The organism is Streptomyces antarcticus, from assembly GCF_026627255.1.
GTDB classification, from domain to species: domain Bacteria; phylum Actinomycetota; class Actinomycetes; order Streptomycetales; family Streptomycetaceae; genus Streptomyces; species Streptomyces antarcticus.
On sequence record NZ_JAPNLM010000004.1, the window covers coordinates 327998 to 354129 of the forward strand.

Sequence of the window (26132 nt, forward strand, 5' to 3'; positions counted from 1 at the left end):
ACCGGCATCACGTTCCACCTGACGTACCGGATCATCGCCGACGAGGGCGCGACCAACGCCGCCACCGTCGGCTACCCGCTACCCGCTACCCGCTACCCGCTACCCGCTACCCGCTACCCGCTACCCGCTACCCGCTGCCGGTGGTGTCGGTGGCGCTCGGCGCCATGGTGCTGGGCGAGGAACTCGGCCCGTGCGTCCTCGCGGGCATGGCGGTGGTGCTCGTAGGGGTCGCCATGACCCGGCACGAGCCCGCCGGGCCGCCCCGGGCCCCGCGGCCCCGCCCGCCCGGGCCGCGGCCGAGGGCGTCACCGAGGCCCGCGTTCGCACCTCCCGACGCGTTCGTGCTCCGGCCCGCGAGCCGGAGCACGAACGGCGGTCCGGGTCAGCCGGTGAAGCCGGCCGTGATGGAGGTGAACTGCCAGTCGCTCTGGGCGATGCCGGAGCAGGTCTCCTGAAGCCCGCCGCCCGGGCAGCCGCGGTCGCGGTTGACGGACCAGAAGGCGAGCCGGGCGATGTGGTGGGAGTTGGCCCAGTCGCGGATCCCGGTCCAGTTCTGGACCGTGGTGGTTTCCTGGGTGTCGCTGATGCCGTTCATCCCGGAGATGCCGATGTGCGCGTAGGCCGTGGCGTCGTCCCAGCCGAAGGTGGACCTGAGCTTGGTCTTGAGCCCCTCGGTCGCGCTGACGGTGCTGGCGTACATGTCCGTCGACGCGTTGCCGAAGTCGAACGGCATGATGGTGAACACGTCGATGTCGGCGCCCAGGACCTTGGCCTGCTCGATCAGGCGGTTGCCCCACGAGGTGGGTCCCGTGGTGCTGGTCCCGAAGGTCAGGATGGTCTTGATGCCTGGGTTGTTCTGCTTGACGATCTTGAGGGCGCCGAGCACGCGGTCCTGGACCACCGCGTTCTCGAACTCGTCCGTGTTCTCGATGTCGACGTCGATGGCCTTCAGCCCGTACGCGTCGATCACCTTCTGGTAGGCGCCGGCCAGGGCCTCCGGGGTGGCGCAGTTGGGGCCCAGTTTGGTGCCCTGCCAGCCGCCGATGGACGGGACGATGTCGCCGCCCGCCGCCCGGATCGCGTCGACCGTGCTCTGGTCCGCCCCGCCCGTCAGCGGGCGCTGGCCGTCCCAGGCCGGGTTGCACCCGCCGGAGGACAGGATGAAGGCCATGGTGAACCACTTCACCCCGGTCGCGTTCATCACCGTGGTCGCGCTCGGCGGGTTGCCCCAGCCGAGGTACAGGTACGGCGCCGCCTGCTTGAAGCCGGCCGGCACGGGTCCGTCGTCGGTGGTGGCGGCGGCGCTGTTGGACACCGGCGAGGTGTTGCCCGCCAGGTCGCGGGCGCGCACCGTGAAGGAGTACGCGGTGCGGGGGGAGAGGCCGGTGACGGTCGCGCCGGTGGTGGTGGACGTGGCCACCTTGTCGGCGCCCCGGTAGACGTCGTAACCGGTGACGCCGACGTTGTCGGTGGAGGCCGTCCAGGCGAGCGAGACGCTGGAGGAGGTCTTCCCGGTGGGGGCGAGGCTGCCCGGCGCGGTGGGGGCGACGGTGTCCGCGCCGCCACCGGGTCCGTCGAGGGTGACGTCGTCGGCGTAGTACGTTCCCTGCCCGTACCAGCCGTTGAGGTAGATCTGCGCGCTGGTCTGCGAGGCGCCGGTGGTGAAGGAGACGGTGAGCTTGGTGTAGGCGCCGGCCGAGGTTGTCCAGGTGGAGGTTCCGCCGGTGACGCCGAGGTACACGTAACTGCCGCGGACCCATGCGGACAGCGTGTACGCGGTGTTCGGCAGGACGGCCACGGTCTGCGTGCACTTGGCGGTGTCGGCCGCGCCCGCGGCGCCGGCCAGCGCCTTGCCGCCCCCGTGCACGGGGGAGCTCACGACCGAGCCCAGGCCTCCGCCGCAGGACCAGCCAGCCGTCGTGCCGGACTCGAAGTCGCCGTTCGTGAGGATGTTCGCGCCGAACGCGGAGCCGGGAGAGGTCAGTACCGCGGCCGCGCCGAGCAGGGTGGCACCCAGGCCGCAGGCGAGGCGGGTGCGGGTGCGGATGCGGGTACGCAAGGAAGTGCCTCCGTGGGGGGAGTGACGGGGAACGCGAGACGTGGCGTACGGCCGCCGGAAGGGGTGTCCCGTGAGGGCGGTGGGCCTGGTGGGGGGAGCCGATGCCTGACCGCCGTGTGACCGGGAACCTATTGCTCCGGATGGCCCGCCGTCAACAGGTCTGGACCAACTTCCGGCCATCGGGCGCCGCCTGACCGCCCGGCACCCATGGCCGCCAACACGGGGTGAGCCCGTCGGCCTCGCCACGTACCGGCCGCGGCGGACTCAGGCCCCCGTGGTCGATCCCGGCCGGACGATCATCAGTACGGTCACGGTGGCCCAGAGCAGGTTGAACACCCCCGTGTACATGCCCAGTCGCCGCGCGGCCCGCCCCGCGGCCTCGGCGTCCGGCCCGCCCTCCGCGCCGTCGAGGGCGGCCAGCAGGGAGCTCTGCCGTGGCAGGACGAGCGCGGCCAGCACGGCAGCGGCGGCGACGGTGAGGGCGATCGACGCCAGGAGCCAGGGACTGCCGAGGACGTGCAGGCTGTTGGCGGTCGCCAGGCCGAACACCGGTACCGCGACCGCGACCACGGAGTAGACCTGGCAGATGCGGTGCAGGGTCAGCACCGTGGCACGGGCCGTCGCGTCGTCGGGCGCGGCCAGGGCGCGGCGGGCGGACGGCGGGAACATGCTGGCGGCCACGGTCACGGGCCCGATGGTGATGATGGCGGCCAGGACGTGGACGGTCAGGAGGAACTTCGTCATGACGGGTGCGGTGCTTTCGCTGGGCGACGGGCGCTGGGCGCCGGGCGACGGGCGCCGGGCGCGGCGGTCGGTGAGTGCGGGGGAACGAGGTCGGGGGCCGGTGACGGCGCGGGTTGGAGACGGCCGTAGCCGGTGACGGCCGGGCGGGTGTCGGTGGCTACGGGTGTCAGAAGCCGGCCGGGACCGGCCCGGCGGCGCGCCAGACGGTGCCCCGGCGTTCGTGGGCGAAGAGCTGCTCGACGGCGTGGGCGATCCGGGGGCCGATCTCGCGCTCCAGCAGGTACAGGCCCAGGTCCAGGCCCGAGGTGACGCCCGCCCCCGTCACCAGGTCTCCGTCGTCGACGACGCGTGCGCCGACCGCGATCACACCGGCGGTCTCCAGCAGGTGGAGGCCGAGGTGGTTCGTCGTGGCGTGCCGACCCGCGATCAGCCCGGCCGCCGCGAGGATCGCGGAACCTCCGCACACGGTGGCCACGGTCGTGCCGGGGCGACCCAGGGCTTCCCCGAGCAGGGCCGGCAGCCCCGTCCGCAGGGAACGGGCGAGCACGGCGGGGACGGAGTCCCCGCTCCCCGCGTCCCCCGCGCCCGCGGGATCGCCGAGCGGGCCCACCGCTCCCGGTACGACGACGAGGTCCGCGCGTCGCGGGTCGAGCGCCGCCGTGGCCCGCAGGGTCAGGAGCCCCGAGCCGCTGGGCACCTCGCGCGGGCCCTCCGCCGAGACCAGCTCCACGCGGAGCGTGCCCGGCGCCGCCATCCCGCCGGCGAACAGGACCTCGTAGGGGGCGATGACGTCCAGCGGGTCGAATCCGTCGAACAGCACGATCTGGCACAGCATCCGCGGCGGTTCCTCTCTGTCGCGGCCGGCGGGGATCCGCCGGCATCGGCATCGGCACCAGGAGCGGCGCCGACACCGACCGTAGTCAGCCGCGCGGCCGTGCTGTAGTGGCTGGAATGCCAGATGCCAACGGGTTCTGGCCAACACGTCCAAGAGCGCCTTGACCTGGGGCGTAAGAGGCATGAGAAGGCTTTCGGGGAGCTGGACGGTATCGGTGGTCTCCTATGGTTGGGCCATGCACACCGTGGCAGTCCTCGCCCTGGACGGGGTCATCCCGTTCGACCTGTCCACCCCGATCGACGTGTTCGGCCGCACCCGGCTCCCCGACGGCCGCCCCGCCTACCGCGTCCGCGTGTGCGCGCCCGTCGAGGAGGTCGACGCCGGTGCCTTCACCCTGCGCGCGCCCTGGCCGCTCGCCGCGCTCGACGAGGCGGACACGATCATCGTCCCCGGCGTGAGCGACCCCTCGGCCCCCGTCCCCGACGAGGTCCTCGACGCACTGCGACGCGCTGCCGCCCACGGCACCCGCCTCGCGTCCATCTGCACGGGCGCGTTCGTCCTTGCCGCCACCGGACTCCTGGACGGGCTGCGGGCCACCACCCACTGGCTCGCCGCCCCCCAGCTCGCCGCCCTCCATCCCGCCGTCGACGTCGACCCCGACGTGCTCTACGTGGACAACGGCCTGCTGCTCACCTCGGCCGGGGCCGCGGCCGGCCTGGACCTGTGCCTGCACCTGATCCGGTCCGACCTGGGCTCGGCCGTGGCCGCCGACGCCGCCCGCCTCGCCGTCATGCCCCTCGAACGGGAAGGCGGCCAGGCCCAGTTCATCGTCCACGAGCAGCCGCCGGCCCCGCGCGGCTCGGTGATCGAACCCCTCCTGAGGTGGATGGAGGACAACGCCCGCCGGGACCTGACCCTCGACGACCTCGCCGCGCGGGCGGGCATGAGCATCCGTACCCTGAACCGGCGCTTCCGCGAGCAGACCGGCACCTCCCCGCTCCAGTGGCTGCACCGTGCGCGGATCCGCCAGGCCCAGTACCTGCTGGAGACCACCGCGCACCCCGTCGACCGGATCGCCACCCAGGTCGGCTTCGGATCGCCCACCGCCTTCCGGGACCGTTTCAAGCGCCTCGTCGGGACCAGCCCCCACGCCTACCGACGCGCTTTCCAGACGGCCCGCAGCGGCTGAACGCCGCTCGCCGTGTGAATACCGGGCGGCCGAAATATGATGAGGCGGGGTTTTCGTGCCAGGGCCCTGAAGCGGACGTACCTCGGAGCGCCCCATGACCTCCCATAAGTCCAAGCGGTCGGCGACCGCGGACGACTTGCTGACCAGGCTCGGGAGGCTGACCGCCCAGGCCAGGGAGGGAGCCGAGCTCCACCAGGCCCGGGTGGAGCTGGCCGAGGCGCTGCAGCGCGAGATCCTGCCCGCCTCCCTTCCCGCGCTGCCGGGGCTCCGTACGGCGGCCCGGTACGCGCCCGCCCGCCACGGCCTGAGCGTGGGCGGCGACTGGTACGACGGGTTCCGGCTGCCCAGCGGCGCCCTCGGCTTCTCCATCGGTGACGTGGAGGGCCACGACGTCGAGGCGGCGGCCTTCATGGGTCAGGTCAGAATCGCCGTACGCGCCGTGGCCGCCTCCGCCGCCGACCCGGGCGAGGTGCTCAGACGGGCCAACGAACTCCTCCTGTCGGTCGACTGCGACCTCTTCGCGACCTGCACCTTCGTCCGCTTCGACCCGGTGAACTGGGAGATCCAGAGCGCCCGCGCGGGCCACGTGCCCGGCGTGTGGGCCACGACGGGCGGGGAGTACGGCGTCGTGGAGGACGAGGGCGGCCTCCCGCTCGGCATGCTGTCGGGTTCCGAGTACCCGGTCACCCGGCTCCCGCTGACGACGGCCGGCTCGTTCGTCCTGGTCACCGACGGTGTGGTGGAAGGCCCCTCCTTCCCGATCGAAGCGGGACTGGCCCGGGTGGCCGAGGTGATCCGGGCGGGCGTCGGCGCGGATCCGGGCGACCTGGCGGCCGAGGTGATGAAGGTCGCGGACTCCACCGGCCACGAGGACGACGCCGCCGTGCTCGTGCTGCGGCACGAGGGCGGCCCCCCTCCGGATCGCACGACGCGGCCTGCGCCATAGCGCGTGTCACGCGCCACCGACGACCGCCGGCTGTTGTCTGATGCAGTGATGCGCACCGAGGGCTTCCGACGTCTGTTCCCGGCTGTGCTTCGGATCGTCGCCGTGGCCGCCGCCTACTACGCGGGCGGGCGCATCGGCCTGCTCCAGCAGGTGGTCGTCGAGGGAGCGGTCGTCACCCCGCTGTGGCCGCCCACCGGCATCGCCCTGGGCTGTCTGCTCTGGATGGGCCTGAAGGTCTGGCCGGGGATCGCGATCGGCGCCCTGCTCGTCATCCAGTCGATCAGTCCCATCGACCCCGTCGGGCTCGGGATCGTCGCGGGCAACACCCTCGCCCCCGTCTGCGCCTGCCTGATGCTCCGGCGCGTCGGCTTCCGCGTCGAGCTCGACCGGCTGCGCGACGGGGTCGCCCTGGTCTTCCTCGGCGGGATGGTGCCGATGCTGATCAGCGCCACCGTCGGGGCGTGGCTGCTGGAACTCACCGACGTCCTGCCGGACGGCGGGTTCTGGACCGTGTGGTGGACGTGGTGGGCCGGTGACGCCATGGGCGTGCTCGTGATCACGCCCCTGCTCCTGGTGCTGCGCCGGGCCCGCCTGCCCCTGGAGACGTACCGGTGGGCCGAGGTGTGCGCCCTGACCGTGTCCGCCGTCGGGATCACCCTCCTGGCGACCAGGAGCGACCTGGCGGTGCTCTTCCTCGTCTTCCCGCTCCTGATCTGGGCCGCCCTGCGCTTCCAGCTGGCCGGCAGCGCGCCGTGCATGCTGCTCGTGTCCGTCCTGGCGAACGCGGCCGCGATCGGCCGGCTCGGCCCGTTCGGCGACCACACGCTGCTCCAGGGCATGGCCAACCTCCAGGCGCTCAACGGCGCCGCGGCCCTGACCTCGCTGCTGCTGTCGGCGCTCGTCACCGAACAGAAGACCATCCGCCTGGGGATCGAGCAGGCGTGCCAGGAACTGGCCGAGGTCGTCGAACAGCTCGCGTCCGGGCGGGTGTCGCACCGCTGGCCCGTACCGAAGGAACCGGACGACTCCCGGCCGGACGACTCCCGGCCGGACGACTCCCGGCCGGACGCCGGATAGCCGCCCGCCCAGGCAGTCCTCCGTCAGGCTGGAGATCCGCCCGTACGGGTTGGGCACCTGCGGGCACAGCGGACCCTGCTTCGTGCCGTCCCTCGCCCGCGACGACATGCCGCCGAGCGTGTTCGTCGGGCTTCAGGTCACCGGCAGCAGCATGGTCGTCCAAGACGGCCGGGAGGCCGTGCTCCAGCCCGGCGACCTGGCGCTGTACGACACCACCCGCCCCTACACCCTCGTCAACGAGAACGGCATCCACCAGCACTTCTTCCGCGTCGCGCACAGCGAACTCGCGCTGCCCGCATGGCTGCTGGGCCAGGTCACCGCCATCCGCTTCAGCCGCCGCGACCCGCTGGCCGACCTCACCCCCACCTGTCCGCGCCGCCTGGCCCAGCTCTACAAGGTCCTGTCGCGGGGCGGCGTCTGCCTGGGCGACTGGATCAGGACACAGCGCCCTGAACCGGCCCGCCGCCCACAGCGCCCCCGCGCCGACGCCCCAGCACGGCTGCGGCCCGGGCGGCCTGCGGAGCGCGCCGGCGCAGCGGGCACACGGCATGATGGGTCCGTGATCACCATTCATCTGAAGTACGAGATAGACGTCGACAAGCTCGCCGACTTCGAGGAGTACGGGCGCCGCTGGGTGGGGCTGGTCAACCGGTTCGGCGGCACCCATCACGGCTACTTCCTGCCGAGCGAGGGCGACAGCGACATCGCCTACGCCCTCTTCTCGTTCCCCAGCCTCGCCGTCTACGAGCAGTACCGCACGGACAGCATGTCCGACCCGGAGTGCCAGGCGGCCTTCGACCTGGCACGTGACACCCGCTGCATCAAGCGGTACGAGCGCCGCTTCCTGCGGCCGCTCGACGGCGGCGGTCGCTGACCATCCGGACCGGCGTGCTGCACAATCGGCGGATGAGCGACGAAGACCCCCACCTGTGGCTGGAAGACGTGACCGGCGATTCGGCCCTCGCCTGGGTGCGCGAGCGAAACGCCGAGACCGTGGACGCCCTGGCCGGCACGCCCGGGTTCAAGGTGCTCGAGCGCGAAGTGCGCGAGGTGCTGGACGACGCCGACCGGATTCCGTATGCCGTCCGCCGGGGCCGGTACCTGTACAACTTCTGGCAGGACGCGGACCGGGTGCGGGGCGTGTGGCGGCGGACCGGCCTGGAGGAGTACCGCAAGGACCGGCCGGCCTGGGAGGCCGTCCTCGACCTGGACGCGCTGTCCGAGGCCGAGGGGGAGGAGTGGGCCTGGGCCGGGAGCGACGTTCTCGCCCCCGACCACCGCCACGCCCTCGTGATGCTCTCCCGCGGCGGCTCGGACGCCTGCGTGGTGCGCGAGTTCGACCTCGAGGCACGGGAGTTCGTCGGGGACGGATACGCGGTCCCCGAGGCCAAGACCCGGATCGGGTGGATCGACATCGACCACGTCTGGATCGGCACGGACTTCGGCCCGGGCTCGATGTCCGGGTCCGGCTACCCCCTCCAAGTACGCCGCTGGCAGCGCGGAACGCCCCTGGAGGAAGCCGAACTCGTCCACCAGGGGGAGCCCTCGGATCTGTCGGCCGACGGCTGGCACGACCACACACCCGGCTACGCCAGGGACTTCGTCTCCACCCACCAGGACTTCTGGAACAGGCGACTCTTCCTCCTCCGCGGCCCGGGAGAGGGCCGAGGCGAAGAAGGAGGAGCCGGCGGCGCGGTCGGGCGCCTGGTGCCGGTCGACGTGCCGGACGACGCGGTCAAGTACGTCCACCGCCAGTGGCTGATCGTGACGACGAAGTCGCCCTGGCTCGGCCACGCCGCCGGCACCCTCCTCGCCTTCGACTTCGACGCCTACCAGGCCGGGGCCTACGCGGAAGGCGCCCGCGAGCCCGCCGTGCTCTTCGCCCCCGACGAGCACACCGCGCTGGCCGGCCACCACTGGACCCGCCACCACCTCATCCTCGCCACCCGCGCCGACGTCTCCTCCCGCCTCGAACTCCTCACCCCCGGACCGGACGGGCACGTGTGGACCCGTGCCCCCCTGGCGGACGTGCCGCCGCTCTCCACCGCCTCGGTCATCTGCACCGACCCCGACGAGAGCGACGAGTACTTCCTGGCCGTCTCCGGGTTCCTCCAGCCCGCCACCCTCCACCGGGGCGAGGCCGGCGGCCCCGGCGAGACCCTCAAGCAGGCCCCCGCCCTGTTCGACACGGCCGGGCTCGCCGTGCGCCAGCATTTCGCCGCCTCCGCCGACGGCACGCGCGTCCCGTACTTCGTGATCGGTCCCGAGGACGGCCCCGGTCCCGGACCCACGCTGCTCTACGGGTACGGCGGCTTCGAGGTCTCCCAGGTCCCGCAGTACAGCCCGGTCATCGGCCGGGCCTGGCTCGCGCGCGGCGGAACGTACGTCCTCGCGGGCATCCGCGGCGGCCGCGAGTACGGGCCCGCCTGGCACCAGGCCGCCCTCGGGGCCCACCGCGTCCGCGCCTTCGACGACTTCGCCGCCGTCGCCCGGGACCTCGTCGACCGCGGCATCACCACCGCGGCCCAGCTCGGCATCGAGGGCGGCAGCAACGGCGGCCTCCTGATGGGCGCCATGCTCACCCGCCACCCGGACCTCTTCGGCGCGGTCGTCGCCCACGTACCGCTGCTCGACATGCTCCGCTTCCACCGGCTGCTCGCCGGCGCCAGCTGGATCGCCGAGTACGGGGATCCGGACGACCCCGCCGACCGGCCGCACCTGACGGCCATCTCCCCGTACCACCAGGCCCGCGCGGACGTGCCGTACCCGCCCCTGCTCCTGCTCACCTCCACGCGGGACGACCGGGTGCACCCCGGCCACGCGCGCAAGATGGCCGCCCGGCTTCGGGAACTCGGCCAGAGCGTGCTCTTCCACGAGCACCTGGGCGGCGGCCACGCCGGAGCCACGGACCACCGGCAGACCGCCTTCAACAAGGCGCTCGTCCACAGCTTCCTGTGGGAGCGGCTGACCCCGCCGCACCGCCGTCCGGGCCCGACCGCGACCTGACCGGCGGTGTGCCGCGCACCGGGACCGTACCGCGACCGCGCACCGCGACGGCGACCGCGCGCAGCTGCCGCGGGGTGGCGTGGTCGAGCCAGAAGGGGGCGGTGTCGACGTGGTTCACACCGAGCTCGACCGCCCGGCGCAGTACGGCTGTCGCCCGCCCCCGGTCGCGGTCGCGGTCGCGGGCAGCGGCCCCCTCCGCGAACCCCTCGCCGGTCTGGGCGAGGCGCATCGCACCGAAGCCGAGCCGGTTGACCCGGAGGTCGCCCAGCTGCCAGGTACCCGCCGATGATGCCGTGATGATCTCTGAGGTCATGGCCGAATGATCGGCACGGAGGTGTGGGGGCGGCCATTGATCAAGGCCTGGCCGAATGCGGGGCCGCAAATCACGGGACCGGGGAATCGGGGGCCGGGCCGGGTCAGGACGCCGGGCCGCTCGTACCCCCTGCTTCGCCGCGACCGGGTGCGTCGCCGCGACCGGGTCGTAGGGATGCACCCGAACCGCGGGCGCCGGGAGCGGCCGGCCGGAGGAACACGTGGTCCTCGTAGCACCAGGCCCATTCCTCGCCGGTCTCGGCCGAGCGGGCGACCGCGTGGCCGGTGCTCTCGGCGTGGGACCAGGCGTGCTTGCCGCGGGAGCTGTCGCAGCAGCCGGTGTTTCCACAGGTCAGGCAGGTGCGCAGATGGACCCACCGCGTCCTGCGGCGAGGCACTGCGCACAGCCCGGGGGCCGGGGCCCACTGCTCTCGACCTCTGCCTGGTCCAGGTGGGCGCACTGCCCGCCCTCGGGCCTTCCCGCGTCGTACGCCACTGTCCAGCGCTGCATTCGATCTCTCGGAGGTGCTGCGCCGAGGCCGCGGTTCGTGCAGCCAGCGGCTGGCCGTACTGGAGTCGGTCGCGCGGGCTGCCGGGGTGCCCACGCGGGTGCGCGGCCTGGTGGTGGACGGGGCGTTCTGGAATCCGCGGTTCCCCCGCCTGCGGCCGTTCGTCCCGGACCAGGTGCTGCTGGCGTGGCCGGAGTTCCGCATCGACGGGCTGTCGCCCGCCGACCACCCCACCGCCCCCTGGCTGACCACTTCGGAGCTTTTCGGGGACCTGCACGCGCTGAGCGGGGAATCCGGCGGCGGCTTCACCAACGCCGGCCCGGAGATCCTCTTCGAGGCCCTGTCCCGCACTGCCATCGACTGGGACGGAACCACCGCCTGCCCGGCCTCGGGCTCCGGGGCCGCGTGCGACCTCTCGGCCCACGTCCTGGCCGACCTCGGCCACTTCGACTCGCGCGACGACCTCTTCGCCCGGCACGGCCAGACCCTCTGCCGGACGGCCCGCCTGGTGGCGGAACCCTTCCTGGGCCGACGCGCGGCCGGCGCGTAGCCGGCGGCTCGGACCCGCCCCCGCGGGATCACCGCCCGGCCACGGCTCCGGAGTCGGGGGACTGGTGGAGCCGCCGTGCGACAAGTGATCAATTACGGTAGGACGGCGGGCCCGGACAGGGGCCCCGGCCGGGGGCGGCGCCCCGGGCACCAGGACCACTTGGGGGGGGGAAGCGGTGGCCGTAACGGCTTCGCAGGTACAACGGGCCCAGCCGCGCATATCCGAGCTCGACGCCCTGCGAGGCTTCGCACTCCTGGGCATCCTGCTGGTCAACGCCCTGATGATGGCCGGCCCGTACGCCCTCGGAGGCATCGATGACCCGGACGCCTCCCTCGTCGACCGGACCGTCGAGGGGGTCGTCCAGACCTTCGTCGTCGGCAAGTTCTACCTCATGTTCTCGTTCCTCTTCGGCTACAGCTTCTCCCTCCAGCTGACCTCGGCCGACCGCGACGGCGAGCGGCCGGTGCCGCGTCTGCTGCGCCGTTCCCTCGGACTGTTCGCGCTCGGAGCCCTGCACGCCGTCCTGCTGTTCAGCGGGGACATCCTCATGACGTACGCGGTGCTCGGCCTGATCCTGATCGCCGTGCGCGGCTGCTCGCCCCAGGCGGCGCTCCTGGCCGCGAAGATCGTGTACGGCTGCGTCGGCGGGCTCCTGCTCCTCGTGGGGCTGGCCTCCCTGTTCCTGTCGGACGCGGAGGCCGCCGACCTCGACGCCGAGCTCGCCGCCGGTTTCCCCGACCTGATCGCCGGCTACCGCGGCGACGCCGCGGCCGTCGTACGGGCCAACCTCGACCAGCTCCCCGAAGCGCTGCTGGCCGTACCGGTGATGGGCGGTCTCGTCGTCGCGGCCTTCCTGGTCGGCCTGCGCTGCGGCAAGGTGCACTTCCTCGGCGACCGGGCGGACCACGGTGCCCGGCTGCGGCGCGTCTGCCTGCTCGGCGTCGCCGCGGGCCTGCCCGGCAGCGTGTTCATGGCCCTGGCCACCAGCGGTCCGCTCGGACCCCGGTGGGCGGTGCTCGGCCAGATGGTGGGGACGGTCACGGCGCCCGCCCTCACGGCCGCGTACGTCTGCGGAATGCTCCTCTTCATGCGGACCGCGCGCGGCGCGCGGGTGATGACCGTCCTCGCGCCGGCGGGCCGGATGGCCCTCACGAACTACCTGAGCCAGTCCCTGGTCATGGCCCTCGTCTTCACCGGCTACGGACTCGCCCGGTACGGCCGCCTCGGCCCGGCCGTCGTCGTCCTCGGGGCACTCGTCCTGTACGGCGCCCAACTCGCGCTCAGCGCCCGGTTGATGGCGCGTTTCCGGTACGGCCCGGTGGAGTGGCTGCTCCGGACGGTGACGCTGGCGCGGCTCCCCGGTGCCCCGGCCGGCGACCGCGGCCGTGCCGACGACGCGCACTGACCCCCCGCCGCCGACGGCCCGGCCCGGACCGGTGGGGCGCCGGGGTGGCTGGGCCATCCAGATCCGCCGGGATGCGCGCACCGTGCCCGCCCGGCAGCCTTGCTGCATGCCCGACCGTACGCACGTCACCATCCACCCCCTGCTGGCCAAGGGCGGCCGCCCGGTCACCGTGCACGCCCACGGTGTCGACGAACGGCTCGGCATCGCGTCCGGAGTCGGCGACGTCGTCGAGTTCCTCCGCCGCATCGGCCTGGAGGACGGCGCCGAACTGATCGCCCGCGAGGACCCGCGGATCAGCTGGATCGGCGGCGGCCCCACCGAATGGGCCTGACGGCGCGGCCCTGACCTCTGCCCCCGGACCCCCGCCCCCGGACCCCCGCCCCCGGACCCCCGCCCCCGGACGGGGGTGGCGGTGCGGGATCGGCTACCGGAGAGTAGCGGGGCCACGTCAGCCGCCCCGGGGGTTTCCGCTGGTCAGAGCGGGCGTGGGTGGCCGGGTCGGGCGCCCGGACGGCTGTGACGCCGGTTCCGGGGGACGATGGAAGCCGGCCGTGTGCCGCGGCCCGCACCAGGCAGGTCCGGCTCCGGGCCGGAAGCCGGAAGGGAGTGCCCGTGATGGCTGAGACCGGCCGGTTCGAGCCCGGCGGCACCGGGCCCCCCGAAGCCGTCCGTGCGACGGAGGCCGGGGAGGCCCGGATCTCCCCGCCCAGCGGGCTGCTCGACGTACTGAACGTGGCCGCGATCGTCCTCGACTCCCAGGGCCGGATCGCCCTCTGGAGCCCCCAGGCCGAGCAGCTGTTCGGTTGGTCCGCGCAAGAGGCGCTGGGCCGGCCCGCCGCCCAGCTGCTGGCCGCCCCTGAGCACCTGGACCTGGTACTGGAGCTCTTCGCGCGCGTCATGGGCGGCGCGGGGGACTGGGCCGGGGCGTTCCCCGTCCGGCACAAGGCGGGCGGAAGCCACCTGGTGGAGTTCCGCAACATGCGGCTCCTGGACGAACACGGGGACTTCTACGCCCTCGGGATCGCGACCGACCGGGCCCGGCTGCGCCACCTCGAGCGGGACCTCGCCCTCTCCGCCCGCCTCGTCGCCCAGTCCCCGATCGGCCTCGCGGTCCTGGACACGGACCTGCGCTACGTCCTGGTCAACCCGATGCTGGAACGCATCAACGGACTGCCCGCCTCCCAGCACATCGGCCGCAGCGTACGGGAGGCCCTGTCCTTCCTCGACGACGCCGGCGCGGTCGAGGCGGCGATGCGCCAGGTCCTGGCCACGGGCACCCCGCTGGTCGAGCAGTTCACGGCGGGCCACACCCACGAGGACCAGCACCACGAACACGCCTGGTCGGTGTCGTACTACCGGCTGGAGGACGCCGGCGGGCGGGTCCTGGGCCTGGCCACCTCGATCGTCGACGTGACCCAGAGCCACTTGGCGGCCAAGGAGATCGCCCGCAGCCGCCGCCGCCTCGCACAGATCGCGGACGCCACCGTCCGCATCGGCACCACCCTCGACCTCGACCAGACGGCCCGCGAGCTGGCCGACGTCGTCGTCCCCGACCTCGCGGACATCGCCGCCGTCGACATCCTCGACTCCGTCCTCGACGGGCGCCCCAGCCTGAAGTCCTCCGACCAGGAGCCCGCGGTGTTCCGGGCACTGGCCGTGGCCGCCGCCTACCCCAGCGAGGCCGTACGCGCCGCCGACCCCCCGGGCGACATCGCCCGCTACGAGGCGGACCGCCTCGTCACCCGGTCCGTGACGACCGGCCACCCGGTCCTCGTGGCCCACGTGCACGCCCGCGACATCTCCCGCATCGCCCGCGACGACGACGCCGCCGCCATGCTGGCCCGGGCCGGACTGCGCTCCTACCTGGCCGTACCCCTCATCGCCCGCGGCGAGGTCCTCGGCGCCCTCGACCTCAAACGCACCCGCAACCCCCTGCCCTTCGACGACGACGACATCGTGCTCGCCGGCGAACTCGCCGCGCGGGCCGCCGTGTGCATCGACAACGCCCGCTGGTACCGCAACGCCCACCACACCGCGCTCGCCCTGCAACGCCACCTCCTCCCGCACCACCCGCCCGACACGGCCGGCCTGGAGGTCGCCTACCGCTACCAGCCCGCCGCCGCCACGAGCGAGATCGGCGGCGACTGGTTCGACGCCATCCCCCAGGTCGGCGGCACCACCGCGCTCGTCGTCGGCGACGTCATGGGCAGCGGCATCAACGCCGCCGCCAGCATGGGCCAGCTCCGCACCGCCACCCGCACCCTCGCGGAACTGGGCCTGGACCCCACCCAGGTGCTGCGGCAGCTGGACCGGACCACCGCCGCCCTCGAAGAGACCATCGCCACCTGCGTCTACGCCGTGTACGACCCGCACCGCGCCGAGTGCCGCATCTCCGTCGCCGGACACCTGCCGCCGGTCTTCCTCCGCCCCGGCGAGACCCCCCGGCTGCTCGAGCTGCCCACCGGCGCCCCGCTGGGCGTCGGCGGCATCCCCTTCGAGGCCACCACCGTGAGCATGCGCCCCCAGGACCAGCTGGTCCTGTACACCGACGGGCTGGTCGAGACCCGCGACCAGCCCATCGACGAGCGGCTCGCCCTCCTCCTGGACCTCCTCACCGACGCCGACCGCCCGCTGGAGGAGACCTGCGACCGGCTCCTCGAATCACTGCGCCGCCCGGACGACCACGACGACGTCGCCCTCGTCATCGCACGGGCGAAGCCGTGGCCGCCCGGACGGGAGTGAGGGCCACCGGCCGCCCGGTCCCGCGGGTCCGGACGAGCCGCCGTCCTTACGGGGTCGGGTCGGCCGTCCGCTCCCGGAGGTCGCGGGTGAAGCGGCGGCCCGGTCGGTCGTCCACCAGAAGTTCGCCCGCGGGGAGGAATCCCGTACGGGCCAGGACGGTGAGCGAGCCGGTGTTGTCGAGGGTGGTGACCGCCCGCAGCGCCGTCAGACCGTACTCGGTGGCGGCCAGGTGGCAGGCCTCGCGGACGGCCGCCGTGGCCAGGCCCTGCCCGGCGGCCCGTTGTGCGATCCGGTAGCCGAGTTCGGCCTCGCCGTCCGCCGCGTCGACCAGGTTGACCCGGCCCAGGATCTCGCCGGCGTCGTTCGCCAGTACGTGGAAGAAGTCCCGCCCGGCGGCCTGTTCGGCCAGCAGGGCGGCGTGCCGTGCGTCGAAGCCGGAGAAGTAGGGGTCACCGCGGTCGGGCACGGACGCGGCGAAGTACGCCCGGTTCTCGCGCTCGAACGTCAGCAGGGCCGGGGCGTGGTCGGGGCGCAGGAGTTCCAGTCGGTGCACGCCGCGATCCTATGCGCGACCGGTGACAGCGCCGGGCCCTACGCACGGTGCGTACGCCCCCCGGCCCGACCCCGGCCGGGGGCGTCTCGCTGCCTTGGCCCTCCCGGTCCGCGACGCGACGCTCCGGTTCGACCCCGGCGCTCCGCGCCATCAGGTCGAGCTCCGCCGGCCAGGCGTACCGGTGCCGGGATCCGCCGCGTCGGTAGCGGCCGCCGGGCGCCGGATGGCGTGCGGCGTTGATGAAGCACCCCACCTGTTCGTCCTGCGTGAGCACTCCGGCGGACCGGGACTCCGGGTCAGTGCGCCGTCCGCCGCCCGGGCGGAAGCAGCTCGGAGACGACGAAGGCGACCACCGCCGCCAGGATCACGACGGGCATCATGGCGGAGCTGCCGAGCAGGAGGATCACGAGCACCACGCTGCTCACCGGCAGCCGCAGCACGGTCGCGGTGGCCGCCGCCATGCCCGCCGCCATCGCCGGTACGACCCCCAGGCCCGGCAGGGGCGCGAGGAGCACGCCCGCCGCGGCTCCCAGGAACAGTGCCGGGAACACCGGGCCGCCGCGCAGGCTGCCCAGGCACAGCGCGTACGCGGCGCCCTTGAACAGCAGGACGGCGATCAGCGCGCCGACGCCCCAGGCGTGCGGATCGGCGGCCATCGCGGCCAGCGTCGCCTGGCCGGACGAGGCGATCTCGATGGGGGAGCGCCCGGTGGCCAGCGCGTACACGGCGGCGCAGAGCGCGGCGCCCAGGGCGCACAGCACGGTCCGTACGAGGGGCCGCGCCGTGACGTACCCGCCGAGCGCCCGCGCGCCGACCAGCAGGGGGTGCAGCACGGCGGCGAGCGATACGGCGATCAGCACCGCCCAGGCCACGTCCGCGGCGTCCAGGCGGGGAAGCGGTCCGGGCAGGTGCAGGGACAGGTCCCCCGTGGCCAGCCCCGTCCAGCGGCCGAGGCCCGTGAACACCAGGGAGCCGACGCCGCTGGACAGCAGGGCGGGAAGCATGACCGCGAACAGCTGCGGCCCGCCCACGCCCGCCACCTCGATCAGCAGCACGGCCGCGACCAGGGGGTTGCCGAAGATGGCGGCGACGGCCGCCGCGGCTCCGGCCGCGCCCAGGAGCGCGGTGCTCTGCGGGGTCGCCGGCGCCTGCGCGAGGTCCCGGAACAGCAGGGCCAAACCGCCGCCCAGGGCGATCAGCGGAGCCTCCGGCCCCAGTACGGCGCCGAACGGCAGCGCGGCCAGCGCCGCGAGCAGGACCCCGGGCAGCGCGGCCGACGAGGCGCCGCCCATGTTGAGGCCGGACGCGGGAACGTGGCCGCCCTCGATGCGCGGGTGCGCGACGACCAGGCCGACCCCGACTCCGGCGACGAGCAGCAGCGGGAACGGCCACCACCACGGCGGGGCGTCCCAGCCCAGCGCCCCGGGGAGGTCCGCCCACAGGAAGCCCTCCAGCTCGTGCAGCGCGACGAGGAACCAGAACGCGGCGAGGGACACCGGTATGCCGATGAGGGCGCCGAACAGGAGCACCTTCAGGTACCCGGGAGTGCGGAGCAGGTGCCGCAGGAGTTCCGCTTCCTGCGGGCCGCTCCCGTCCACGGCCCGGGCCGTCCCGCCTCCGGGCGGCGAGGTCCCGTCGTCGGGCGGCTCGGATCGGGGGCGCGGCTCCGTCATGATTCACTCCTTTTCGCTCCCTCGATGGTCCACCCGTGCGGCGCGCTCCGCCGCCGGGGAGGCCGACGGCCGGCGCGGGCCCGGCACGAATCCGGATCAGACGTCTCACAGGGCGTCGTCCGGCCCCGGATCGTCTGTTCCGCGCCTCCGCATCCCGATCCTGACCGCGCCGAACAGGACTTTGGCGATCACTCCCACCACGAACAGGTCGGCGATCATCTGTGCCGTGGTCAGCGCGCGGGCGGTCTCCGTCGTGGGCGCGATGTCCCCGAAGCCGACGGTCGCGAACACCGTGACCGTGAAGTACAGCGCGTCCGTCCGGTTCAGGGACTCCGTGAACGACTGCGGAACCTCCTGCGCCAGCAGGAAGTACGACGCGGAGAAGAGCACGAGGAACAGCGGCACCGCGGTGGCCAGTGCCTCCAGCGCGCGCAGCCGCGGATACGGCGCACGGGTGATGGCGGCGGTCTGCCAGGTGACCAGACCCCCGAAGAGGACCAGGCCGAGTGTCAGCAGGGTGACGGTGGAGACGGTGAACCCGCTGTCCAAGGGGATCAGGTAGTACAAGCCGGTGAGCAGGACGACCGAGGCCGCCGAGCGGAGCAGGTGCCCCATCAGCACGCGGGTGCGCAGCCTGGTGGTCCGGCCGACGCCGTCCTGCCGCTCGGATGCTTCGCGGTCCATGGGATCAGGAGACGGGGGCGGCGCGCATTCCGCGACCGGAGCGCGTCCGGCGGTTACCGGGCCGTTCCCTTCCCACGCCCGGACGACGGGTCCGAGGGTGTGGCGGCCTCACCCGACGTCGCCGTGCCCGTATCCGCCCCCAGGTGCCGTCCAGACGAGCGGATACCGCTCCTCGCCGGTCCGCTCGACCCACCGCAGCCGGTCGCGCACGACACCGCGCCGCCCCTCGGGGGCCCGTTCCGCCAGCCCGCGCAGAAGGTCGCGCATCCGGCGCAGGGCCATCGGGGAGCCCGCGGCGGCGAAGACGACGTCGTCGACGGACGTCCGGACGAACTGCTCCCAGCCGGGCACCGGGATCGTCACCCGCAACCGGCCCGCGTCGTCGTGGAAGCGGCCGATGTCGAGCTCGCGTCCGGCGAGGCGGGTCAGCAGGTCCTCCAGACGGTCCAGGGCGTCCACGGCCGTCGCCGGATCGTTGACGGCCGGGGAGAGGGCTCGCAGCGCGATGTCGGCGAGGAGTCTGAACGGGAGCTCCGGATCCTGGTCGAAGGTGCGCTCGACGCCGGTCAGCAGGGCGCCGCGCAGCCGCTCCTCGGAGAGCCCGCCGGCGGACACCCCGGCGAGTTCGACGCCCCGGGACAGGGTCGTGCCCGGGGCGACCCGGAACGCGATCGTGCAGTCGTGCTCCCGTGCCGCGCCGACGAGGGCGGGGACGTCGAACTGCTGGAGCACCACCGCCGCTCCCGACCAGGGGACCGCGGTGGCCCCGGTGGCCCCGGCCGTCTCCGGGTGCGGGTCCCCGACGGCTCCGGCGGGCTGCACGTACGGCTGTACGTACAGCTCGTCGAACAGCAGGTGCGCGCGGGTGGCGATCGCGGTCAGCGAGTGGCCGAGCTGGATCGAGTCGAACGCCTTCATCTGCAGCGTCCGCATGAACACGATGGCGACCAGCGCGAGCACCATGGCGGTGACGGGGACGAACGCCGAAACGCTGGGGCCCACGCCGATCGTCAGCCCGGAGGTGACACAGAAGACGAACACCCCGACGGTGAAGGCGAACGTGCGCCAGACGATCGGCTCGTCGCGGAACAGCCCGAGGCGCGGGGTGAAGGTGCTCGCGGAGAACTGGACGACCAGGAACAGCATCGAATAGATGATGCTCACCAGGCTGATGACGCCGAACCCGATGGTGAACAGGAGCGACACCACCCGTCCGGCTTCCACCTGGGGCCCCACCGCGACCATGGGGGCCACCATCCCCAGCAAGAGTCCGGCGATCGCGCAGATGAGCTGGGACAGACCCCTGCGCATCGCGCGCGTCGGCCGGCGGAACGCCGCGCGGCGGCGGAGCCGCAGCCGTGCCCCCGGACCAGCCGGGCCGTCAGCCGAACCGGACATCCGGCCTCCTCAGTGGTTCCGATGCGCGGGCCCCGGTTGCGCGGGCCCCGATGAGGATGCAACCACGGCGGCGACGGGACCGGGCGGCGAAATGCCGCGTATGCGAGATTCCGTCGTCGCCGGCCGGGTGGGCGCGCGGCGGCCGTGCCGGTGGTTCACTGGGGGCATGCCGCTCGACGCCTACGGGGTGCTGTCAGGGACGCTGCACCGCCACTTCCGGGACCGGCCCGACACCCAGGGGCGGTGGTTCCACGTCAACCTCGAGGTCGACGCACCCGCCGGGAGGTACCGGTGCGCCGTGGACGTGGACAGCGCCGAGTCCGCGACGGGAGTCCGGTGGAAGGTGTTCACCCTGGCCCCCTCGGTACTCGAACCGGTGCCCGCGCTCGCCCCCGGGTACCACGACCTCTCCACCAGCCCGGGCTCGGGAGCCCTCGACCACCTCCGCCACCCGGCCCTCGCGGACCGGCCGGGATGCCTGTTCGTACGCCGCCCCCCGGCCTGGCTGCGGCGGTTCCTGGACCGCCTGAACCCGCCCCGGCCGTGGGTATCGGGCTCCCACCTCGACGCCGCCGACGCGTTGGAGCCCCTGCTCGTACCCGGCCGTCCCATCCTGGTCTTCGGGGAACCCTTCGACCACGGCCTCGGCATGCACAACATCCACCAGAACCAGGGCGACCCGTACGGCAGCAGGTGGTGGGCGGAGAACGGCGTCTGGCAGGACGGGGCCACCCTCACCCGCCGCCCCGACGGGTGGTACGACGTCTTCCTGAGCAAGTTCTCCAGCCAGGCGGACCGCACGGATGCCGACGGGCACCCGGCCTGACCCCCGTCACTCCGGGCCCGGACATCACCGGCGGGCGCGACACGGCGGGCGGGGCGCGCTCCCGTGACCGGTCGCCCCTCGGCCGTGGCCGGGCTACGGGTGGTAGAGCGCCCGGGCGCGTGCCGGGTCGACCGGGCGGTCCCCGGGAATGTGCAGGAAGTACGCGACCTGCCACGTCTGGGCCCGGGCGGCCTGGCGGCTGCCGGTGGTCACCCACGGCGGATAGACCCGGAAGCCCCGCTTACCGCCGATGCCGCCGACCGAGACGACGCCCTCGCGGCGGAGGGCGTCCACGGGGAAGACGAACTGCCCGGCGTGGCCGTTCTCGCGGGTGGCGATGACGAAGAGGTCGACGGGGTCGGTGTCGCAGAAGGGCCGGATGGGGCCGTCCTGGGACCGCTGCCACACCGTGACGAACTGGCCGGCCTTCCTGGGCGTGGAACGGGCGGCCCGGAACCGGACGGCAAGGCCGTCCAGGGTGAACGCGTGGGCGGCGTAGTCGGCGCTCTCGGCCTCGGGGACCGGCTGCGAGCAGGCGAAGCCGCACGGGTCGTAGACGCGGGCCTTCGCGAGGCCCAGGTCCTCGTGCACCGGGGTGGCGCCGGACCGCGGGGCCGGGCCGGACGAGTGGGGGAGCGTACTCATCCGGCCACGCTGTCACGCGGGTCTGACATCGGTCCGGCTCAGCGGGAGGGGTAGTCCGTGTACCCGCGGGCGTCGCCCCCGAAGAACGTGGACGGGTCCGGGGTGTTGTAGGGGCCCTCGGTGCGCAGGCGGTCCGGGAGGTCCGGGTTGGCCAGGAACAGGGCGCCGAAGGCGAGCAGGTCGGCGGTGCCGTCCTCGATCAGGGTGAGGGCACGGTGGTCCGTGGGGCCCTCGGTCGCCGGGTTCAGTACGAGCGGGCCGTCGAACTGCTTGCGCAGCGCGAGGGTGGTCTCGCGGACCTCGGGTCCGTGCTCCGTGACGTGGAGGTAGGCCAGGCCGATTCCGTTGATCTCCTTGACCAGCGCCTCGTAGACGGGCTGCGGGTCGGGTTCGGAGATGTCGTTGTACGCGTTCCCGGGGGAGACACGCAGGCCCGTGCGTTCGGCGCCGATCGCGGCGGCGACCGCCTTGACCACCTCCACCGCGAACCGGACGCGGTTCTCGGTCGTGCCGCCCCACTCGTCGGTGCGCCGGTTCGTGCCGGGGGCCAGGAACTGGTGGATCAGGTAGCCGTTGGCCCCGTGCAGCTCGACGCCGTCGAAGCCCGCCTCGACCGCGTTGCGGGCGGCTTGGGCGAAGTCGGCGATGGTCGCCCGTACCTCGGCTCCGGTCAGCTCGTGCGGGGTCACGAAGTCCTTCATGCCCTCACCCGTGAACAGCTGGCCCTGGGCGGCGACCGCCGAGGGGGCCACGGGGATCAGGCCGTCGGGCAGCAGTGAGGGGTGGCCGATCCGGCCCGCGTGCATCAGCTGCGCGAAGATCCGGCCGCCGGCCGCGTGCACGGAATCGGTGACCTCGCGCCACGCCGCGACCTGCTCGGCGCTGTGCAGGCCGGGGGTGAAGGGGTATCCCTGTCCGACCGCGGAGGGCTGGACGCCCTCGGTGATGATCAGCCCCGCTGAGGCGCGCTGGGTGTAGTACTCGGTGACGAGGGCGGTCGCGACGCCGCCCACACCCGCGCGGCTGCGGGTCATGGGGGCCACGGCGATCCGGTTGGAAAGGGTGCCGCCGGCAATGCGAACCGGTTCGAAAGCGCTGGTCATATTCGCCTCACGAGTTAGTTGGTCGGCCAATCTTTGGCTCTGGAAGGCAGCGTACCCCATTACTTGGCCGACCAAGGTAAAATTTACGAGGCGGGTAAAATCCGGACACGAAAGCCCGCCCGACATGAAAGCCCGCCCGACACGAACGCCTGGACGCCCTCCCGGAGGCGCGTGCGCGCGTACCGGACCCGTCCCGCCGGACCCGACGAAGGAGGAGCGCCGCCATGACCGCGGATGCCGCTCAGGAACCACGCACCACCCCGGAGTGCCCCGCGACGCCCAGCGCCGTACTGGACGGGCCGGTCAGCCACGCCATCAGCCGGGTCTCCCGACTCCACCGGATCGCGGCGGGCCGGGTCCTGCGGGACCTGGGACTGCACCCGGGGCAGGAGTTCGTGATGATGCAGCTCTGGGACAGCGGCGCCGTGCGCCAGTCCGAGCTGATCAAGGCGGTCGGCCTCGACCCCTCCACGGTGACCAAGATGCTCCAGCGCCTCGAACACTCCGGCCACGTGCGCCGCCGCCCCGACCCCGCCGACCGGCGCGCCTCCCTGGTCGAGGCGACGGACACCAGCTGCGGGCTCCTCGTCGAGGTCCGCAAGGCCTGGGGCGAGCTGGAACGCCAGACCCTCGACGGCCTGGACGCGTCCGAACGCACCGAACTGGCCCGGCTGCTGGGCAAGGTGGAGGCCACCTTGTGCGCGGAGGTCACCCGGGGCGGCGCCACGGAGTGCGACGCCGCCCTCAAGGGGCCGGCCGCCTGCTGAAGGGCGTCGTCACGGCCATCCCGTCCGACCCCCGGGGCGGACGCGGGCGCCCGCCTGGCGCCCGCACCCGGGCGGCGTACGTCGGGATGAGGACTGCGGGGAGGAGGCAGGAAGGTCGGGCCCATGGTGAAGACGGCCGGTTCCCCTCTGCGCGAGAGGGTGGCGGGACTCCTCGACAGCCCCTTCATCGGGATGTCCCCCTGGATCGTGTTCTCGCTCCTGGTGGGTCCGGGACGCTTCGAGTGGGCGGTCGGGGCGGCGCTGCTGAGCTCGCTCGCTCTCGTCGCCGGGAGCCGCCTGGCGGGGCACGGCGGATCCGTGAAGATCCTCGAGGTAGCGGACCTCGTGTTCTTCGCGATCATGGCGGTCATCGGGCTCGTCGCGAGCGCGGGCACGCACCAGTGGCTCGAGACCTACGCCGGAGAGATCTCCAACATCGCGCTGACGCTCATCGCCTTCGGCTCCATGGCCGTCGGGATGCCCTTCACCATCCAGTACGCCCGGGAACAGGTCGACCCGGCCTTCTGGAAGACGCCCGCCTTCCTTCGGACCAACTACATCATCACCGGGGTGTGGGGACTCGCCTTCCTGGTGGCGGCCATCGCCGGCGCCTACGGCGACCTGGTCCTGCGCAACCCCAACAACATCTGGACGGGATGGATCATCCAGATCCTGGCCATCGTCGCCGCCCTGCGCTTCACGGTCTGGTACCCCGACGTCGCCCGCGCCCGGGCCCGCGGCGGCGACCACGCGGTCCCGCCCCTCTCCGACCTGCTCCTCCCACTGGCGGGCATGCTCGTCCCGGTGGGGATCGCCGTCCTCGTGTTCGACGGCCACCTGTGGTGGCTCGGCGTCGCCCTCATCGTCGTCGGCGGCTGGCTGAGCAGGCTCCTCAAGCGGCAGGCCGGCCAGGCGGCCCCCGCCAACGGCGGCGGCACGTCCGCCTGAGCCGATCCGGTACGGCGCCCGCCCGGCCGGGCCCGGCGCAGCAGCGGCACCACCCAGCCCCGCCGGCGTTCGATGCGCGGGGTTCGGGGCGGAGCCCCGGGAGCGGACCTTCGGCCCCCGTGTGGCGCGACCTGGCCCCCGCGCCCGGCGACCTGGCCCCCGCGCCCGGCGACCTGGCCCCCGTGCCCCGCGACCCGACTCCCGTGCCCCGCGACCCGGACCCCGCGCCCCGCTGCTGTGCCGGGCTGGTACCGCGACCGGTACGTACGGCCCGCCCGCCCCCGTGGCGGGCCGCGCCCGGCGGCCGGTCATCCCTCCGTCGGCGGCCAGGCGCCGTGCAGGCCCAGCGGCACCCGGACCGGGATCCGCACCCGTGCCACCGCCGGTCCCGACGCGGGGTCCTCCGCCGACAGGACGAGCAGCCGACTGGTGGCCTCCGTACGGTCCGTCGCGAAGGCCAGTCTCCCGGTGCGCACCCGGCGGGAAGGCACCCGCCCCGGCGCCACGCTCCAGCCAAACCCGCCACCGGCCAGGGGCAACACGGAGTGACTCCGATCACTTCAAGTGACGGATGAGACATGGCTTCGGGGGAAGGGGGCACACGCGACACGTGCAAGGTCACCGCGGGTAGGCCGCGGTGCGGAACCGGAGGTACAGCGCGTCGTGTCGGAGCAGAAGACGATTCACATCGCCGGAAAGTGGCGTTCAGCGGTCTCGGGAGCGACCAGGGAGGTACTCGACCCCGTCGACGCCACCGTGCTCGCCGTGGTCGCCGAGGGCGCCACCGCGGACACCGACGCGGCCGTCAGCGCCGCGCGCGCGGCCTTCGACGGCGGCGAATGGCCCGCCACGCCCGTCGCGGAGCGCGCCGAGCTGCTGCGCCGCACCGCCGACCTCCTCCAGCGCGACCGCGAGCGCATCGGGCTGCTGGAGAGCCTGGACGCCGGAAAGACCCTCGAAGAGGGCCGCGTCGACGTGGACTGCGTCAGCGCCGCCTTCCGCTACTTCGCCGACCTCGTCACCGGCGAGAGCGCCGGGCGCGTGGTCGACGCCGGCTCCCCTGACATCCACAGCGTGGTCGTCCACGAGCCCGTCGGCGTGTGCGCCCTCATCACCCCCTGGAACTACCCGCTGCTCCAGGCCAGCTGGAAGATCGCCCCGGCCCTCGCCGCGGGCAACACCTTCGTCGTCAAGCCGAGCGAGATCACCCCGCTGACCACGGCCGCGCTCATCGAGCTGCTCGTCGAGGCCGGGCTTCCCGCCGGCGTCGCGAACCTGGTCACCGGCCCCGGCGACCCGGTCGGCGCCCGCCTCGCCGCCCACCCCGACGTCGACCTCGTCTCCTTCACCGGCGGCCTCACCAGCGGTACGAAGGTCATGCGCGCCGCCGCCGACTCCGTCAAGAAGGTGGCCCTCGAACTCGGCGGGAAGAACCCCAACGTCGTCTTCGCCGACGCCTGCGCCACCGAGGAGGGCTTCGACACGGCCGTCGACCAGGCCCTGAACGCCGCGTTCATCCACAGCGGCCAGGTGTGCTCGGCCGGATCCCGGCTCATCGTCGAGGAGTCGCTGCGCGAGCGCTTCGTCGCCGAACTGGCCCGGCGCGCCGACCTCATCCGGCTCGGCCGCGGTACCGACCCGGGCGTCGAGTGCGGCCCGCTGGTCTCCGCCGGCCAGCTCGCGCGGACCGAGGAGTACGTGGCCTCCGCCCTTTCCGAGGGCGCCGTGCTGCGCGCCGGCGGCGAACGGCCCGACGGCCCCGGCTACTTCTACCGGCCGACCGTCCTCGACGGCTGCCACCGCCTGATGCGCGTCGTACGGGAAGAGGTCTTCGGGCCGGTCCTCACCGTCGAGACCTTCCGCACCGAGGACGAGGCCGTCGCGCTCGCCAACGACACCGAGTACGGGCTCGCCGGCGCGGTGTGGACCGCCGACCAGGGACGGGCCCGCCGCGTGGCCGGCCGGCTGCGCCACGGCACCGTCTGGATCAACGACTTCCACCCCTACCTGCCGCAGGCCGAGTGGGGCGGCTTCGGAAAGTCCGGCATCGGCCGCGAACTCGGGCCGGCGGGCCTGGCCGAGTACCGCGAGGCCAAGCACGTGTACCAGAACCTCGCTCCGCGCCCCGTGCGCTGGTTCGCGGGCTGAGGGAGAGGACCCA

The 26132-nt window shown here is 73.6% G+C and carries 24 protein-coding genes and 3 pseudogenes; 14 read left to right on the forward strand and 13 right to left on the reverse strand.

The window, feature by feature from the left end; genetic code table 11:
- Positions 1-382: 382 nt before the first annotated feature.
- The 3 genes from OTB16_RS09485 to OTB16_RS09495 form a co-directional block, all read right to left on the reverse strand.
- Entirely contained in the window at positions 383-2059 is a 1677-nt protein-coding gene (locus OTB16_RS09485; RefSeq protein WP_267719536.1) for a carbohydrate binding domain-containing protein, read from the reverse strand.
- A gap of 264 nt (positions 2060-2323) precedes the next feature.
- Positions 2324-2803 carry a DUF2269 family protein gene (locus OTB16_RS09490; protein ID WP_267719537.1) on the reverse strand — a complete coding sequence of 160 codons (480 nt, stop codon included), beginning with the start codon at positions 2801-2803 and terminating at the stop codon, positions 2324-2326.
- A 166-nt stretch (positions 2804-2969) separates the two neighbouring features.
- Positions 2970-3638, reverse strand: a complete 669-nt coding sequence (locus OTB16_RS09495; RefSeq protein WP_267719538.1) for a DJ-1/PfpI family protein — start codon at positions 3636-3638, stop codon at positions 2970-2972.
- Between the two features lie 235 nt (positions 3639-3873).
- Between OTB16_RS09495 and OTB16_RS09500 the strand changes: the two genes are divergently transcribed.
- From OTB16_RS09500 to OTB16_RS09525, 6 genes and pseudogenes are all read left to right on the forward strand, one after another.
- Positions 3874-4827, forward strand: coding sequence for a GlxA family transcriptional regulator (locus OTB16_RS09500; protein WP_267719539.1), 954 nt, complete (start codon positions 3874-3876; stop codon positions 4825-4827).
- A gap of 94 nt (positions 4828-4921) precedes the next feature.
- Entirely contained in the window at positions 4922-5773 is an 852-nt protein-coding gene (locus OTB16_RS09505) for a PP2C family protein-serine/threonine phosphatase (RefSeq protein WP_267719540.1), read from the forward strand.
- A 45-nt stretch (positions 5774-5818) separates the two neighbouring features.
- Entirely contained in the window at positions 5819-6850 is a 1032-nt protein-coding gene (locus OTB16_RS09510; protein WP_267719641.1) for an MASE1 domain-containing protein, read from the forward strand.
- A gap of 82 nt (positions 6851-6932) precedes the next feature.
- Positions 6933-7136: pseudogene (locus OTB16_RS09515) on the forward strand (AraC-like ligand-binding domain-containing protein); the annotation flags it as partial.
- Between the two features lie 273 nt (positions 7137-7409).
- Positions 7410-7724 (forward strand): NIPSNAP family protein, encoded by a 315-nt coding sequence (locus tag OTB16_RS09520; RefSeq protein WP_267719642.1) that lies wholly within the window; start codon positions 7410-7412, stop codon positions 7722-7724.
- Positions 7725-7756: 32 nt separating this feature from the next.
- Positions 7757-9856 carry a prolyl oligopeptidase family serine peptidase gene (locus OTB16_RS09525; RefSeq protein ID WP_267719541.1) on the forward strand — a complete coding sequence of 700 codons (2100 nt, stop codon included), beginning with the start codon at positions 7757-7759 and terminating at the stop codon, positions 9854-9856.
- Here the strand turns inward: OTB16_RS09525 and OTB16_RS39485 are convergent.
- Positions 9777-10169 (reverse strand): aldo-keto reductase family protein, encoded by a 393-nt coding sequence (locus OTB16_RS39485; protein ID WP_420717656.1) that lies wholly within the window; start codon positions 10167-10169, stop codon positions 9777-9779. The genes OTB16_RS09525 and OTB16_RS39485 overlap by 80 nt on opposite strands.
- Positions 10170-10272: 103 nt before the next feature.
- Positions 10273-10773 (reverse strand): UBP-type zinc finger domain-containing protein, encoded by a 501-nt coding sequence (locus tag OTB16_RS09535; RefSeq protein WP_267719643.1) that lies wholly within the window; start codon positions 10771-10773, stop codon positions 10273-10275.
- On the opposite strand from OTB16_RS09535, the gene OTB16_RS09540 reads away from it, so the two are divergent.
- The 4 genes from OTB16_RS09540 (at position 10694) to OTB16_RS09555 (ending at position 15374) form a co-directional block, all read left to right on the forward strand.
- Positions 10694-11227: a hypothetical protein gene (locus OTB16_RS09540; RefSeq protein WP_420717657.1), complete on the forward strand. Its 534-nt coding sequence runs from the start codon at positions 10694-10696 to the stop codon at positions 11225-11227. The two genes, OTB16_RS09535 and OTB16_RS09540, sit on opposite strands and share 80 nt — an antisense overlap.
- A gap of 175 nt (positions 11228-11402) precedes the next feature.
- Positions 11403-12632 carry a DUF418 domain-containing protein gene (locus tag OTB16_RS09545; protein ID WP_267719542.1) on the forward strand — a complete coding sequence of 410 codons (1230 nt, stop codon included), beginning with the start codon at positions 11403-11405 and terminating at the stop codon, positions 12630-12632.
- A 106-nt stretch (positions 12633-12738) separates the two neighbouring features.
- Positions 12739-12963 carry a hypothetical protein gene (locus tag OTB16_RS09550; protein ID WP_267719543.1) on the forward strand — a complete coding sequence of 75 codons (225 nt, stop codon included), beginning with the start codon at positions 12739-12741 and terminating at the stop codon, positions 12961-12963.
- Positions 12964-13247: 284 nt separating this feature from the next.
- On the forward strand, positions 13248-15374 hold the full coding sequence (locus tag OTB16_RS09555) for a SpoIIE family protein phosphatase (protein ID WP_267719544.1): 2127 nt from the start codon (positions 13248-13250) through the stop codon (positions 15372-15374).
- Positions 15375-15420: 46 nt separating this feature from the next.
- Here OTB16_RS09555 and OTB16_RS09560 read toward each other — a convergent pair whose 3' ends face one another.
- The 5 genes and pseudogenes from OTB16_RS09560 to OTB16_RS09580 form a co-directional block, all read right to left on the reverse strand.
- A complete protein-coding gene (locus OTB16_RS09560) occupies positions 15421-15927 on the reverse strand; it encodes a GNAT family N-acetyltransferase (protein WP_267719545.1) in 507 nt (168 codons plus the stop codon).
- Positions 15928-16024: 97 nt separating this feature from the next.
- Positions 16025-16201: pseudogene (locus OTB16_RS09565) on the reverse strand (SAM-dependent methyltransferase); the annotation flags it as partial.
- Between the two features lie 22 nt (positions 16202-16223).
- Positions 16224-17600, reverse strand: a complete 1377-nt coding sequence (locus OTB16_RS09570; protein ID WP_267719546.1) for a chloride channel protein — start codon at positions 17598-17600, stop codon at positions 16224-16226.
- Positions 17601-17705: 105 nt separating this feature from the next.
- Entirely contained in the window at positions 17706-18284 is a 579-nt protein-coding gene (locus tag OTB16_RS09575; RefSeq protein WP_267719547.1) for a potassium channel family protein, read from the reverse strand.
- A 108-nt stretch (positions 18285-18392) separates the two neighbouring features.
- On the reverse strand, positions 18393-19682 hold the full coding sequence (locus tag OTB16_RS09580) for a DUF2254 domain-containing protein (RefSeq protein ID WP_267719548.1): 1290 nt from the start codon (positions 19680-19682) through the stop codon (positions 18393-18395).
- Between the two features lie 166 nt (positions 19683-19848).
- Here OTB16_RS09580 and OTB16_RS09585 point away from each other — a divergent pair, with 166 nt between their 5' ends.
- On the forward strand, positions 19849-20508 hold the full coding sequence (locus OTB16_RS09585; protein ID WP_267719549.1) for a DUF2278 family protein: 660 nt from the start codon (positions 19849-19851) through the stop codon (positions 20506-20508).
- Positions 20509-20601: 93 nt separating this feature from the next.
- Here the strand turns inward: OTB16_RS09585 and OTB16_RS09590 are convergent, their stop codons facing one another.
- Both OTB16_RS09590 and OTB16_RS09595 read right to left on the reverse strand, forming a co-directional pair.
- Entirely contained in the window at positions 20602-21153 is a 552-nt protein-coding gene (locus tag OTB16_RS09590) for a MepB family protein (RefSeq protein ID WP_267719551.1), read from the reverse strand.
- Between the two features lie 38 nt (positions 21154-21191).
- Positions 21192-22256 carry an alkene reductase gene (locus OTB16_RS09595; protein ID WP_267719552.1) on the reverse strand — a complete coding sequence of 355 codons (1065 nt, stop codon included), beginning with the start codon at positions 22254-22256 and terminating at the stop codon, positions 21192-21194.
- A 224-nt stretch (positions 22257-22480) separates the two neighbouring features.
- On the opposite strand from OTB16_RS09595, the gene OTB16_RS09600 reads away from it, so the two are divergent.
- Positions 22481-23023, forward strand: coding sequence for a MarR family winged helix-turn-helix transcriptional regulator (locus tag OTB16_RS09600; protein WP_267719553.1), 543 nt, complete (start codon positions 22481-22483; stop codon positions 23021-23023).
- A 123-nt stretch (positions 23024-23146) separates the two neighbouring features.
- Entirely contained in the window at positions 23147-23971 is an 825-nt protein-coding gene (locus tag OTB16_RS09605) for a hypothetical protein (protein ID WP_267719555.1), read from the forward strand.
- Positions 23972-24279: 308 nt separating this feature from the next.
- Here the strand turns inward: OTB16_RS09605 and OTB16_RS09610 are convergent.
- Positions 24280-24432: pseudogene (locus OTB16_RS09610) on the reverse strand (carotenoid oxygenase family protein); the annotation flags it as partial.
- Positions 24433-24634: 202 nt separating this feature from the next.
- Between OTB16_RS09610 and OTB16_RS09615 the strand changes: the two are divergent.
- Positions 24635-26119 carry an aldehyde dehydrogenase family protein gene (locus OTB16_RS09615; protein WP_267719556.1) on the forward strand — a complete coding sequence of 495 codons (1485 nt, stop codon included), beginning with the start codon at positions 24635-24637 and terminating at the stop codon, positions 26117-26119.
- The last annotated feature ends 13 nt before the right edge of the window (positions 26120-26132 follow it).